General features: G+C 63.9%; 9 protein-coding genes. 4 read left to right on the forward strand and 5 right to left on the reverse strand.

Annotation, left to right across the window (positions count from 1 at the left end):
* Window positions 1–10: 10 nt before the first annotated feature.
* Both QRN59_RS04775 and QRN59_RS04780 read right to left on the reverse strand, forming a co-directional pair.
* On the reverse strand, window positions 11–1,753 hold the full coding sequence (locus QRN59_RS04775; RefSeq protein WP_284981365.1) for an ABC transporter ATP-binding protein: 1,743 nt from the start codon (window positions 1,751–1,753) through the stop codon (window positions 11–13).
* A gap of 138 nt (window positions 1,754–1,891) precedes the next feature.
* Complete coding sequence (locus QRN59_RS04780) at window positions 1,892–2,671, reverse strand: trans-aconitate 2-methyltransferase (RefSeq protein WP_284981423.1); 780 nt, start codon at window positions 2,669–2,671, stop codon at window positions 1,892–1,894.
* 71 nt (window positions 2,672–2,742) lie between these two features.
* On the opposite strand from QRN59_RS04780, the gene QRN59_RS04785 reads away from it, so the two are divergent.
* Genes QRN59_RS04785 through QRN59_RS04795 form a run of 3 tightly spaced genes read left to right on the forward strand, consistent with a single transcriptional unit; the run spans window position 2,743 to window position 7,188 of the window.
* Entirely contained in the window at window positions 2,743–5,319 is a 2,577-nt protein-coding gene (locus tag QRN59_RS04785) for a DEAD/DEAH box helicase (RefSeq protein ID WP_284981366.1), read from the forward strand.
* Between the two features lie 20 nt (window positions 5,320–5,339).
* The gene (locus tag QRN59_RS04790) at window positions 5,340–5,837 is read left to right on the forward strand and encodes a GNAT family N-acetyltransferase (protein WP_284981367.1); all 498 of its coding nucleotides are present in this window, start codon (window positions 5,340–5,342) and stop codon (window positions 5,835–5,837) included.
* Window positions 5,830–7,188 (forward strand): alpha/beta fold hydrolase, encoded by a 1,359-nt coding sequence (locus QRN59_RS04795; RefSeq protein ID WP_284981368.1) that lies wholly within the window; start codon window positions 5,830–5,832, stop codon window positions 7,186–7,188. Before QRN59_RS04790 ends, QRN59_RS04795 begins: the two co-directional genes overlap by 8 nt.
* A gap of 63 nt (window positions 7,189–7,251) precedes the next feature.
* Here QRN59_RS04795 and QRN59_RS04800 read toward each other — a convergent pair whose 3' ends face one another.
* The 3 genes from QRN59_RS04800 to coaE all read right to left on the reverse strand — a co-directional run bounded on the left by QRN59_RS04800 (window position 7,252) and on the right by coaE (window position 12,138).
* Window positions 7,252–8,286, reverse strand: coding sequence for a TerC family protein (locus tag QRN59_RS04800; protein WP_284981369.1), 1,035 nt, complete (start codon window positions 8,284–8,286; stop codon window positions 7,252–7,254).
* A 180-nt stretch (window positions 8,287–8,466) separates the two neighbouring features.
* Entirely contained in the window at window positions 8,467–10,554 is a 2,088-nt protein-coding gene (gene uvrB, locus QRN59_RS04805) for an excinuclease ABC subunit UvrB (protein ID WP_284981370.1), read from the reverse strand.
* A gap of 363 nt (window positions 10,555–10,917) precedes the next feature.
* A complete protein-coding gene (coaE, locus tag QRN59_RS04810) occupies window positions 10,918–12,138 on the reverse strand; it encodes a dephospho-CoA kinase (RefSeq protein ID WP_284981371.1) in 1,221 nt (406 codons plus the stop codon).
* A 22-nt stretch (window positions 12,139–12,160) separates the two neighbouring features.
* Here coaE and QRN59_RS04815 point away from each other — a divergent pair, with 22 nt between their 5' ends.
* Window positions 12,161–12,850: an IMPACT family protein gene (locus tag QRN59_RS04815; RefSeq protein ID WP_284981372.1), complete on the forward strand. Its 690-nt coding sequence runs from the start codon at window positions 12,161–12,163 to the stop codon at window positions 12,848–12,850.
* The last annotated feature ends 32 nt before the right edge of the window (window positions 12,851–12,882 follow it).

Genomic DNA, 12,882 nt, shown 5'->3' on the forward strand with positions numbered 1-12,882 from the left:
CCTTCGCGGCTCACGCGGCCTCTTCCGTGTCCATCTGGGACGCTACGATTTCCCGGTAGGTCTCCGAGGACTCAAGAAGTTCGTCATGAGTTCCTTTTGCCAGCAGGCGGCCCTCGTCGATGAGCAGGATCTGGTCCGCCGACACCACGGTGTTGACGCGCTGGGCGACGATGATGACGGTTGCCCCGCGGAGTTCCGGTTCAAGCGCGGCACGGAGTTTCGCTTCCGTCACTGTGTCCAGCGCCGAGAAGCTGTCGTCAAAGAGGTAGACAGATGCGGGGCGCAGGATTGCACGGGCTATGCATAAGCGCTGTCGTTGACCGCCGGAGAGACCGGCGCCGCCCTGGGACAACGTGGTTTCCAGTCCTTGCGGCAACTCGTTCACGAAATCCGCGGCCTGGGCCGTCTCAAGGGCATGCCACAATTGCGAATCTGTCGCGGACGGCAGTGAAATCCGTAGGTTCTCGGCGATGGTTCCGCGGAACAGCCAGGTCTCCTGGGGCACGACGCCGAGCTGGTCGCGCAAGGCACCGAGGGGAACGGCCGCGATGTCCCGGCAATTGAGCGAGATGGTTCCGCTGCTCGCTTCAAGCAGTCTCGGCACAAGGCTGACGATGGTCGACTTGCCGCTTCCCGTGGAGCCGATGACCGCCGTCGTGGTTCCCGGAGCAGCGTGGAAGGTGATGCTTTCCACCACGGGGGTTTCGGCTCCCGGGTAGGCGAAGACGACATTGTCGAAGCGCAGGCCTTCCGCTGAAGGACGGGTCACCCTTCCCTCGGCATTGGTTCCCGGCAGGACCTTTTCAGATTCCGTGTTGAGCACTTCGGTGACGCGTTCAGCGCTGACAGCCGCCCGGGGTGCCGTGCTTAACACGTACATCGCCATCATGATCGCGAGGAGGATCTGCATGATGTAGGCGATGAACGCGGTAAGCGCACCGAGCTGCATGTCCCCGGCAATGATGCGGTGGCCACCGAGCCAGACGACGCCTGCGGAAGAGAGGTTGACCACGGTCATGACGAGCGGAAGCATGGCCGCGACGATCCGGGCAGAACGGAGGTTGTTCTTTGTCAGGGCGTCGTTGGCGGCCTCGAACCGTTTCATCTCAAACGGCTGGCGGACAAAGGCCCGGATGACCGCGGTCCCCAGGATCTGTTCGCGGAGCACGCCGTTGATCCGGTCCACCAAGCCTTGGCCTTCGCGGTACAGCGGGACGAGCTTGCGGACAATCAGCAGCATGATGACCAGCAACACGGGGACGATGGCGAAAACGATCCAGGACAGGGCTACGTCCTGTTCGACTGCCAGGATCACGCCGCCGATGCCCATGACGGGCGCTGCCACCAGCATGCTGAAAACGAGCACGGTGATGTTCTGCAGTTGCAGGACGTCATTGGTGGTCCTGACAACGAGGCTGGCCGGCCCGAAGGCTGCGACGTCCTGGTCGGGCAGCGAGTGAATCTTGTCGAAGAGTTCCTGCCGCAGCCCGCGGCCGATCTTCATGGCGACAATCGCACCAAGGTAGCCGGCCAGCACGGCGGCAAGCACCTGGATGACCGTGAGAACCAGCATCCAGGCGCCCAGGCGCAGGATCACCTCGCTGTTCCCGGCAACAAGGCCGTCGTCGACGATCTTGGCGTTGAAGGTGGGCAGGAGGAGTGTGGCGCCGGTCTGGACAAGCTGGAGGAGAACGATCGCCAGCACGTGGGCCTTGAACGGGGCGAGGCGCTGTAACAGCAAGGATGCCAGCACACTGCCTCCATTCGTTGGCCTCCGGGGCAGCGGATTCCACACGATGCCGCCCCGCGATCGCGTTGTCATTGTAGTTCAGATCACAGTGCGAAACCTTGTAATGGCGGCACTTCGGGCGTCCCGTGGACTTGGGTCCGCTCAGCCCCGCTTCCGTGCCACCGCAAAAATCCGGCGGAAGGCAAACACGGTCCCATGCCGGTCCGTTGGATAGGCCTCGCGGAGCGCGGCTGCGTATTGCTTTTCGAAGGCGCGCGCTTCGTCTTCGGGGAGGGCAGCGAGCACCGGACGCAGGCCGGTCCCCCGCACCCATTCCAGTACAGGATCGGTTCCCGGCAGAAGTTGCTGGTAGGTGGTTTCCCAGGCGTCGGCGTCGCATCCGGCGTCGAGCATGATCCGCAGGTAGTCGGCCGGCTCCCCGACGGCGTCGTCGTGGCGGAGCACACCGGACAGCCTTCCGGACCATTCCGGCGAACCGGCCAGTTCGCGCATGAGCACGTGGGAAGGCGCACCGAAGTTTCCGGGGACCTGGAGCGCAAACCATGCGCCCGGTTTCAGCGCTTCGAGCCACGCGGCTAGCATCGTCAAATGGCCCGGCACCCACTGCAGCGCAGCATTGCTGACCACGACGTCGGTGTCCGCTTCCGGTGTCCACTCGGCAATGTCCTTGCGGAGGAACGAAAGACCGGGCTGCGCGCCGGCGAGGACGTGGGCCCTGGCCAGCATTTCGGCTGAGGAGTCCAGCCCGACGACGGCGGCACCGGGCCATCGCGCCGCGAGGGTCGCCGTCAAGTTCCCCGGTCCGCAGCCCAGATCCACGACACGCCGAGGGTCCTCCGCCAGAATCCTCGAGGTCAGGTCAAAAAACGGCCGGTCGCGGTGATTGCCGAACTCGATGTACTTGGCTGGATCCCACTTCACTGCTTCCTCTTCACTGCTTCCTCGATCGTCGGTCTCCGTGGTCTGCTCCACCCACACTAAGCTGGAAGGCAATGAAACTTCTTGAGCAGCTCCCGGTAACGTCCAACGCTGGAACCTCCAACGCAGGAACGTCCAACGCCGGACCGGGCAGCGGACGCGTCGACCCGGACGAAATCTACGCACGCTTCGTCGAATGGACGGAGAGCCGCGGGCTTCAGCTCTACCCCGCCCAGGACGAGGCCATCATGGAACTCGCGTCCGGCTCCAACGTCATCCTGGCAACCCCCACCGGTTCCGGAAAGTCCCTAGTGGCGATCGCCGCGCACTTCGAGGCGATGTCCCGCGGCTTGCGCAGCTACTACACCGCCCCCATCAAGGCCTTGGTCTCCGAGAAGTTCTTCGCCCTCTGCGACATTTTCGGAGCCGAGAACGTTGGCATGATCACCGGTGATTCGGGAGTCAACCAGGATGCCCCGATCATTTGCTGCACCGCAGAAATCCTCGCCAACATCGCTTTGCGCGAAGGCAAGGAAGCCGAGCTCGGCACGGTCATCATGGACGAATTCCACTTCTACTCCGATCCCCAGCGCGGTTGGGCGTGGCAAGTGCCGCTCCTGGAACTCCCCCAGGCCCAGTTCCTGTTGATGTCGGCCACCCTGGGAGACGTCAGCCGTTTCGAAACCGGCCTGAGCGAACTCACCGGACGGTCCACAACCACCGTCAGTTCGGCCGAACGGCCCATCCCGTTGCACTACTACTTCCAGGAAACGCCGGTCCACGAAACCCTCGAGGAACTGCTGAGCACCAAGCAGGTTCCCGTGTACGTGGTGCATTTCAGCCAGGTCGAGGCCATCGAGCGGGCCCAGAACCTCATGAGCGTCAACATGTGCACGCGCGAGGAGAAGGACAAGATTGCCGAGCTGATTGCCGGTTTCCGGTTCGCCGCCGGCTTCGGCAAAACCCTGAACCGGCTGGTCCGCCACGGCATCGGCGTCCATCATGCCGGCATGCTGCCCAAGTACCGCCGCCTCGTCGAGCAACTGGCACAAGCAGGACTCTTGAAAGTCATTTGCGGCACCGACACGCTCGGCGTCGGGATCAACGTTCCCATCCGCACGGTCCTCCTGACTGCCCTCAGCAAGTACGACGGCGTCCGCACCCGCCTGCTGAACTCCCGGGAATTCCATCAGATCGCCGGCCGTGCGGGCCGCGCCGGCTACGACACCGCCGGAACAGTTGTGGTGCAGGCTCCCGAACACGTGGTGGAGAACGCGAAGGCGATGGCAAAGGCCACCGCGAAGTTCGGTGACGACCAGAAGAAACTGCGGCAAGTCGTGCGGAAGAAGCCGCCGGAAGGCTTCGTCTCGTGGGGGCAGCCCACCTTCACCCGTTTGGTGGAGTCCGTGCCGGACCCGTTGACCTCGAGTTTCACCGTGACGCATGCAATGCTGCTCAACTTGATGGAGCGCCCCGGCGACCCGTTCGCCGCTGCCCGCCGTCTCCTCACCGAAAACCACGAGGCGCGGCCCGCCCAACTGCAACTCATGAAGAAGGCCCTGGGTATTTACCGCGAGTTGTTGGCAGCCGGAGTGGTAGAACGCATTCCCGAGGCCGAGCAGGAGAAGGAAGGCCGTTCCGTCCGGCTGACCGTTCACCTGCAAGCCAACTTCGCCTTGAACCAGCCCCTTTCACCGTTTGCCCTTGCCGCGCTCGAGCTCCTGGATCCGGAGTCGCCGTCGTACGCCTTGGACGTCGTGTCCGTGATCGAAGCGACCCTGGAGAAGCCCCGGCAGATCCTCTCCGCTCAGCAGAAGAAGGCACGCGGCGAGGCCGTCGCCGCGATGAAGGCCGACGGCATCGATTACGACCAGCGCATGGCCATGCTTGAAGCGGTCAGCTACCCGCAGCCTCTCGCGGAGATCCTGGGCGAAGCGTTCGAGGTGTACCGCAAGGCCGCACCATGGGTGGGCGACTTTGAGCTGGCTCCCAAGTCGGTGGTCCGGGACATGTACGAACGCGCCATGAATTTCGGTGAATTCGTCCAGTTCTACGGGCTGGCCCGCTCCGAGGGGATCGTGCTGCGGTATTTGGCCGATGGCTTCAAGGCCCTGCGTCAGACGGTCCCCCAGGACTCGCTCCGCGAAGACCTCGAGGACCTCATCGCCTGGCTGGGTGAACTGGTCCGCCAAGTCGACTCCAGCCTGCTCGACGAGTGGGAAGAGCTCACCTCCGGGGTGGCTCCGACGCCGCACGACGCTCCGCCTCCTCCCCCGCCGTCGCTCACATCCAACATCCGGGCCTTCCGGGTCATGGTCCGCAACGAAATGTTCCGGCGTGTCGAGTTGTTCGCGGACGAGGACGCGGCCGCCTTGGGCGAGCTCGACGCCGGCAGCGGCTGGGATGCGGAACGCTGGGAAGACGCTTTGGACGATTACTTCGACGAACACGACGACATCGGAACCGGGCCCGACGCCCGGGGCCCGGGACTCCTCATGATCACGGAGGAACCCGGCATCTGGCGGGTGCGCCAGATTTTCGATGACCCGGCCCGCAACCATGACTGGGGCGTTTCCGCCGAAGTGGACCTGGCGGCCTCGGACGAGAGCGGCACCGCCGTGGTCAAGGTGACCTCGGTCAACCGCCTCTAGGCGCCTAGTAAGCTCGAATCATGAGTGTTATCCGCCCTGCCACAGTGTCCGACGTCCCCGCGATCCTGCAGATGATCCATGAGCTTGCGGTCTACGAAAAAGAGCCCGACGCCGTGAAGAACACGCCGGAAATGCTGGCCGATGCCCTGTTCGGCGAGAATCCGCGGGTGTTCGCGCACATGGCGGAAAAGGCAGCCGGGGACGTCCGGGGATTCGCCTTGTGGTTCCTGAACTACTCCACGTGGGAAGGCGTCCACGGCATCTATCTCGAGGACCTCTACGTCAGGCCCGACGCACGGGGCGAGGGCCACGGGAAGGCGCTCCTGCAGCACCTGGCCGCCACCGCCGTCGAACGCGGCTACGCGCGGGTGGAGTGGAGCGTCCTGGACTGGAACGAACCGTCCATCAACTTCTACCGCAGCCTCGGTGCCGTGCCCATGGAGGGCTGGTCCACGTTCCGGCTGGCCGGCGAAGCCCTGGGCGCCTTCGGCAGCGACAAGGTCATGGCTCGTGGCTGAGCGGGTGGTTGAACGAGCGATCCGGCAAAGGGCCCACACCATCCGGGCACGTCACGAATTCAGGGGTGTCCGTACCACCGAGCACTTCTTCACGGTCCCCCTCGACCATTGGGCGTCCGCGGGTGTGGACGCTCCCGGCACCGCTGAAACTATCACCGTCTTCGCCCGGGAGTTCGTCTCCGCCGAGCACCCGGAGGAAGATGCTGCCCGGCTGCCGTGGTTGCTCTACCTCCAGGGCGGGCCCGGCGGACGCGGAACCCGGACCACGTCCCTGTCCGGCTGGATGAAGGCTGCCGCAAGGAGTTTCCGCATCCTGATGCTGGATCAACGGGGAACAGGCCTGTCCACGCCGGCGGACCGCAATACCTTGCCGCTCCGCGGCGATGCCGCGGAGCAAGCTGACTACCTCACCCATTTCCGGGCGGACTCGATCGTGGCCGACGCCGAACTCATCCGGAAGGCCTTGGGCTCGGAGCCGTGGACGGTCCTTGGCCAGAGCTTCGGCGGTTTCTGCGCGCTGACATACCTGTCCTTCGCCCCGGAAGGTTTGAGTGAAGTCCTCATCACGGGAGGGCTGGCCCCGTTGAAAGGTCCCGCCGAGCGCGTCTACAGGGCCACCTTCCAACGGGTTGCGGAACGAAACGCTGAATACTTTGCGTGGTATCCGGAGGACCGCAAGCTGGTCACCCGGATTGCACGCCATCTGGAATCCACGGAGGAGCGGCTGCCCAGCGGAGAACGCCTCACGACGGAACGCTTCCAAATGGTGGGATCGTTCCTGGGCGGGAACGCCCGTGTGGATGCCCTGCACACCCTCCTGGAGGATGCCTTCGTGCCCTCCCAGGACGGAGACCGCCTCTCGGACGCGTTCCTGGAACAGGTCCACGGGCTCGTTTCCCGGGCATCGAATCCCCTGTACGCGGTCTTGCACGAGTCAATCTACGGCCAGGGGCAGGCCACGGACTGGGCGGCGTGGCGGGTACGCGCGGAATTCCCCGGGTTCCATCCCGACGCCGCAGAGCCGCTCCTGACGGGCGAAATGGTCTACCCTTGGTACTTCGAACAGGATCCAGCACTTGTACCCCTGCAGGAAGTAGCCGGGCTGTTGGCCGGCAAGGAAGACTGGAAGCCGCTCTACGATGTGTCCCGGCTGAACGCGAACACTGTGCCCGTCGCGGCCGCCGTGTACCGCGACGACATCTACGTGGACTTCCAGCTATCCATGGAAACCGCCGCGGCCGTGCGCGGACTCCAGGCCTGGACCACAGGGGACTTTCATCACGACGGGATCGGCGAAGACGGGGAAGGTATCTTCAACCGACTCCTGGGAATGGCCCGCGGAACGAACTGAGCCCCGATCACAGCAATGACCGGGGCTCCGAAACGCTCCGCGTTGTCAGTGGCTCCGCATTTGTCAGTGGCCGCTAACCTTGTTCATGCTCTTGCGGGAGTCTTCCTCGAGCCGGGCGTCCAGTTTGGACTTGCTGGCGGCCGGGGTCATGAGGCTCGCGACAACCGCCACGACGATGGTGCCGATGATGACCGCGAGGGACACATAGGTCGGGATCTCCGGAGCCCATTCAATGTGGTGGCCGCCGTTGATGAAGGGCAGTTCGTTGACGTGCATGGCGTGCAGGACCAGCTTGACACCGATGAACGCGAGGATGACCGACAATGCGTGCTTGAGGTAGATCAACCGGGTCATGAGGCCGCCCAGAAGGAAGTAGAGCTGGCGCAGGCCCATGAGGGCGAAGATGTTGGCAGTGAAGACGATGAAGGCGCTCTGCGTCAGTCCGAAGATGGCCGGAATGGAATCCACGGCGAACAAGAGGTCCGTCATGCCGATGGTCACGAAGACGATCAGCATCGGTGTGAACAGTTTCTTGCCGTCGACCGTGGTGCGAAGCTTGCCGCCGTCGAACTTCTCCGACATCGGGACAACTTTGCGGATGCGGGCAATCAGCGGGTTTTCGGCCCCATCTTCCTCGTCTTCGCCGTTGTCCGTGGCCTGCTTCCACGCGGTCCACAGCAGGAACGCTCCGAAGATGTAGAAGACCCAACTGAACTGCTCAATCACCACCGCACCAAGGGCAATGAAGATACCGCGCAGGACGAGGGCGATAATGATGCCCACCATCAGTACTTCCTGCTGGTACTTACGGGGCACCGAGAACCGCGCCATGATGATGATGAAGACAAAGAGGTTGTCGATACTCAGGCTGTATTCAGTCACCCAGCCGGCGATGAACTGGCTGCCATGCTCCGGACCGGCGAACGCAAACATCGCTCCGGCGAACACCAGGGCGAGGGTGACGTAGAAGGCGACCCAGAGACCGGCTTCCTTCATGGAGGGTTCATGCGGACGCTTGACCACCAGGAGAAGGTCGACAAGGAGGATGATTCCGAGAACGACGAAAGAGCCGATCTCAAACCAGGCGGGGAGTTGCATCTAAAATGCCTTTCGCAGGTACGCCAAAACGGCGTAAGTCTCTCCGACCTGCCTGCGTCACCCTGCCCAAAGGCAAACAACGCTCAAACGGCGATCCACTAGGCCCGGCGAGGCATCTGTGCCTCGCGTGTTGACGGACCTAGCGCTTGGGATACTCCCCTACGTAGGCCCAACTTTACCTTAGGCGTGCCCGGCGGACTGCATTTGGCGCAGTTCGCGCTTGAGGTCGCCCACCTCGTCACGGATCCTCGCGGCGATCTCGAACTGGAGTTCGGCGGCGGCGGCGTGCATTTGCTCGGTCAGCTGTTCGATGAGCCCCACAAGGTCTTCGGCCGGGGCCGCGGCCAGGCCGTCTTGGCGGACCTTCGAAGCGCCCTTGCCCTTGCCGGTCCGGCCGCCCTTTCCGGCTGCGGCGAGCAACTCGCGGGTGTCGGCGTCTTCGCGGGCGAGCTGATCAGTGATATCCGCAATCTTCTTGCGCAACGGTTGCGGATCGACACCGTTGTCGGCGTTGTACTTGACCTGGATTTCCCGGCGGCGGTTGGTTTCCTCGATAGCCTTGGCCATGGAGTCCGTGATCCGGTCGGCGTACATGTGGACCTGGCCCGAGACGTTCCGGGCCGCGCGCCCGATGGTCTGGATGAGGGAAGTGGCCGAGCGCAGGAAACCTTCCTTGTCGGCGTCCAGGATGCTGACCAGGGACACTTCGGGCAGGTCGAGGCCCTCGCGGAGCAGGTTGATGCCCACCAGGACGTCGAAGCTGCCCATGCGGAGTTCGCGGAGCAGTTCCACGCGCCGGAGGGTGTCGACGTCGGAGTGCAGGTATTGGACCTTGACACCGTGGCCCAGCAGGTAGTCGGTCAGGTCCTCGGCCATGCGCTTGGTCAAGGTGGTGACCAGCACGCGTTCGTCGCGCTCCACCCGCGTCCGGATTTCGCCAAGGAGATCGTCGATCTGGCCCTTCGTCGGCTTCACGATGACTTCCGGATCGATCAGGCCGGTGGGGCGGATGATCTGCTGGACGAACCCGTCCGCCTTGCCCAGCTCGTACTTGCCGGGGGTCGCGGAAAGGTAAACGGTCTGGCCCACCCGTTCCAGGAATTCATCCCATTTGAGCGGCCTGTTGTCCATGGCCGAAGGAAGCCGGAAGCCGTGGTCCACGAGGGTGCGCTTGCGCGACATGTCGCCCTCGTACATGGCGCCGATCTGTGGAACCGTGACGTGGGATTCGTCGATGACCAGCAGGAAGTCGTCCGGGAAGTAGTCGATGAGGCAGTGCGGTGCCGTGCCGGAGCCGCGGCCATCGATGTGGCGTGAGTAGTTCTCGATGCCGTTGCAGAACCCCATTTGCTGCATCATCTCGAGGTCGTAGGTGGTGCGCATGCGCAGCCTCTGGGCCTCCACCAGCTTGTTCTGGCCTTCGAGGACTTTGAGCCGCTCCGCGAGCTCTCCTTCGATGGCGGTGATGGCGCGGGACATGCGTTCCGGCCCGGCGACATAATGCGAGGCCGGGAAGATGTACATCTCGGTTTCCTCGCGGATGACGTCGCCCGTGACCGGATGCAAAGTGTAAATGTTCTCGATCTCGTCGCCGAAGAACTCGATGCGCAGGGCCAGCTCTTCGTACATGGGAATGATTTCTACGGTGTCTCCGCGGACGCGGAAAGTGCCGCGGTGGAAGTCCATGTCATTGCGGGTGTATTGCATCCCGACAAACTTGCGCAGAAGATCGTCCCGGTTCATTTCGGCGCCCTTGGTGAGGGTGACCATTCCGGCGATGTATTCCTCCGGGGTGCCGAGGCCGTAAATGCAGGACACCGTAGCCACAACGATGACATCCCGGCGGGTCAGCAGCGCATTCGTGGCCGAGTGCCGCAGCCGCTCCACCTCCTCGTTCACGGAGGAGTCCTTTTCGATGAAGGTATCCGTCTGGGGGACGTAGGCTTCGGGCTGGTAGTAGTCGTAGTACGACACGAAATACTCGACCGCGTTGTTGGGCAGCAGTTCCCGGAACTCGTTGGCGAGCTGCGCTGCCAGGGTCTTGTTCTGGACCATCACCAAGGTGGGCCTCTGGACCTGTTCGATCAACCAAGCGGTGGTGGCACTCTTGCCCGTACCGGTGGCACCGAGCAGCACGACGTCTTTTTCGCCGTTGTTGATCCGTTCGGTCAGCTCCGCGATAGCGGCCGGCTGGTCACCGGCCGGCTTGAATTCGCTAATGACCTCAAAGGGCGCGACGACACGGTTGATCTCTTGGGCAAGACTCATGAATCCAATGTACCCCCGCCCGCGGACAGTTACTGTCCGCGTTTTCCGCTTGAACCGGCACCGCCGCCGGGCCGGGTCGAAGTGTCATCCAGCCGTCCCATAATGGAACGGAACACATCTTAACGGCGAACCATACGCCGGACACAAGCCAGACGGTCCACGCGAGCCAAAAGGCTGCGCCCGGCACGAGAACGCGCCACGTCGACGGCTAAGTCCCGGCGACGAACGCCGCGCGGCCAGGAACCACAGCAGCGCGGCTCCGGCCATGAGAACGACGCCGGCCTACGCCGGGGCGCGAACGGCGCCGAGACGCTGCCCCTCAAGATGGGGGGTGATTTTCCGTTTCCCGGCCATGCGTGCCGCCTAGCCTTGCGCCACGGAGTACGACGGCGGCTGCCACCCGCTGCTCCTGGCCCAGGCATCCATGAGCGGCCAGGCCACCTCGGTGAACCAGGGTTCCTTGGCTTCCGCATACGCCAAGGTCCGGTGGTCGCCGGCGTGGAGCGCGGCGAGCTCCTGTTTCATGTCCGCATACATACTCACTGCGTCGGGGTTGGCGCGGAGCCAATCCCGGAACAACAACGCATAACGCCAGCCTGGACTTCCAAGGACCCGGACATGGACATTGGCGGCCCGTCCGGGGTCTGCATTGCAATGGAAGCGTTTTTGCCATGCCGATGGATCCAGGTCCGGCGGCTTGGGTGTGTCACGGGCGGAAGCCTCCTGCAACGGGAAACCGGCCTCGCCCAAGGCCGTTGCTATCCGGTCTGCGGCTTCCAGCGAGGACACATTTACTTGTAGGTCGATGACGTCCTTGGCGGGAAGGCGGGGTACCGACGTCGAACCGATGTGGTCCGCCCCCAAGACCTCCGGAGATGCCCGCCTGAGCCTGGCAAGCAGACGTTCGGCCTGGACCGGCCAGTCGGGGTTTGGCGGGGACAAGACGGGCCCGCCGGCTCTCGGTGCCGGGCGGCCGGCTGCAAGATTGCGGGCAAACGGTGCCAGTCGTTCTTGCCATAGGGCTTCCACGAGCTCCGTAACGTCCTCAACGCTTCCGGAGTTGTCCAACACGACGTCGGCCGCAGCCAACCGTTCGTCCCTGCCGGCTTGCGCGGCCATGCGGGACACCGCGTCCTCGACTTTCATGCCGCGGATCTCCGTCATGCGACGGATCCGCTCTTCGTCCGACGCATCGACCACCAGCACCAAGTGGAAGCTGCTCCCCTGCCCGGTTTCAACCAGGAGCGGAATATCCTGGACGACGATGTCGCCCGGTTTGGCGGTCGCGAGCATTGCGGCAGCCTTCTCCCGGACGCGCGGATGGATGATCGCGTTGAGCGCATCCCGGCGATCCGGCTCAGCGAACACAATCGCGCCGAGGCGTGCCCGGTCAAGGCGCCCGTCGCCGTCGAGGATGCCCTCACCGAACTCGGAAACAACGCCCGCCAAGCCTGGCGTGCCCGGTTCCACGACCTCGCGGGCCAGCGCATCGGCATCGATCAAGACAGCGCCCAGCTCCCTCAGCCGGGCGGACACGAGCGATTTGCCGGAGGCGATCCCGCCGGTAAGTCCAATCTTCAGCACCCCTCCACACTAGACTGGGTCGGTGGCAGAACAGGAAGAAAGCCGGGCGACCGCGTACACAACGTTGGCGCTTGGAGACGATTTCCGCCACGAACTCGAGATCAAGCGTTCGCGCTTCATCACGGTACTGCGCCACGCCTCTGACGAGGACGCCGCCCGCGCCTTAGTGACGGAACTGCGCAAGGAATTCCATGACGCCCGGCACCACTGCTCGGCATTCATCCTCGGTCCGGATCGAGTCATCCAGCGTTCCAACGACGACGGCGAGCCCTCCGGTACTGCCGGCATCCCCATGCTTGAGGCACTCATCAAACGCGAGACGCGTCCCGGGGTGACTGACCTCAGCGACGTGAGTGCCGTCGTCGTGCGCTATTTCGGCGGGATCCTCCTGGGCGCCGGCGGGCTGGTCCGTGCCTATTCCGAGTCAATTTCGGCCGCGCTGGACTCCGCTCCCCTGGTTCAGCGACGCCGCCTGCGGATTTGCGACATCCCCGTGCCCCACTACGCGGCCGGAAGGCTTGAAAACGACCTGCGCTCCGCGGGCTACGTGATGGCCGAAACAAGCTACGAGCCCTCAGGGACGATCCTGCGCGTGGCCCTGCCTGATGATGCAATCGCGATCGCCGACGCCGCTGAGCGGCTTGCGTCGATGACCGCGGGTGCCTCGTTACTCCAATTGCGGGGAACGGAATGGGTCGACGTCCAGGCCTGAGCCTCCACACGCAGGGACATGCCCTCCCGTGA

Origin of the sequence: Arthrobacter sp. efr-133-TYG-118, assembly GCF_030209755.1 — a bacterium.
GTDB lineage: Bacteria > Actinomycetota > Actinomycetes > Actinomycetales > Micrococcaceae > Arthrobacter.

Excerpts from the sequence above, each read along its gene's own strand:
- QRN59_RS04800 (WP_284981369.1), bottom strand. The coding sequence starts at position 8,286 with ATGCAACTCCCCGCCTGGTTTGAGATCGGCTCTTTCGTCGTTCTCGGA.
- QRN59_RS04785 (WP_284981366.1), top strand. The coding sequence starts at position 2,743 with ATGAAACTTCTTGAGCAGCTCCCGGTAACGTCCAACGCTGGAACCTCC.
- QRN59_RS04790 (WP_284981367.1), top strand. The coding sequence starts at position 5,340 with ATGAGTGTTATCCGCCCTGCCACAGTGTCCGACGTCCCCGCGATCCTG.
- uvrB (WP_284981370.1), bottom strand. The coding sequence starts at position 10,554 with ATGAGTCTTGCCCAAGAGATCAACCGTGTCGTCGCGCCCTTTGAGGTC.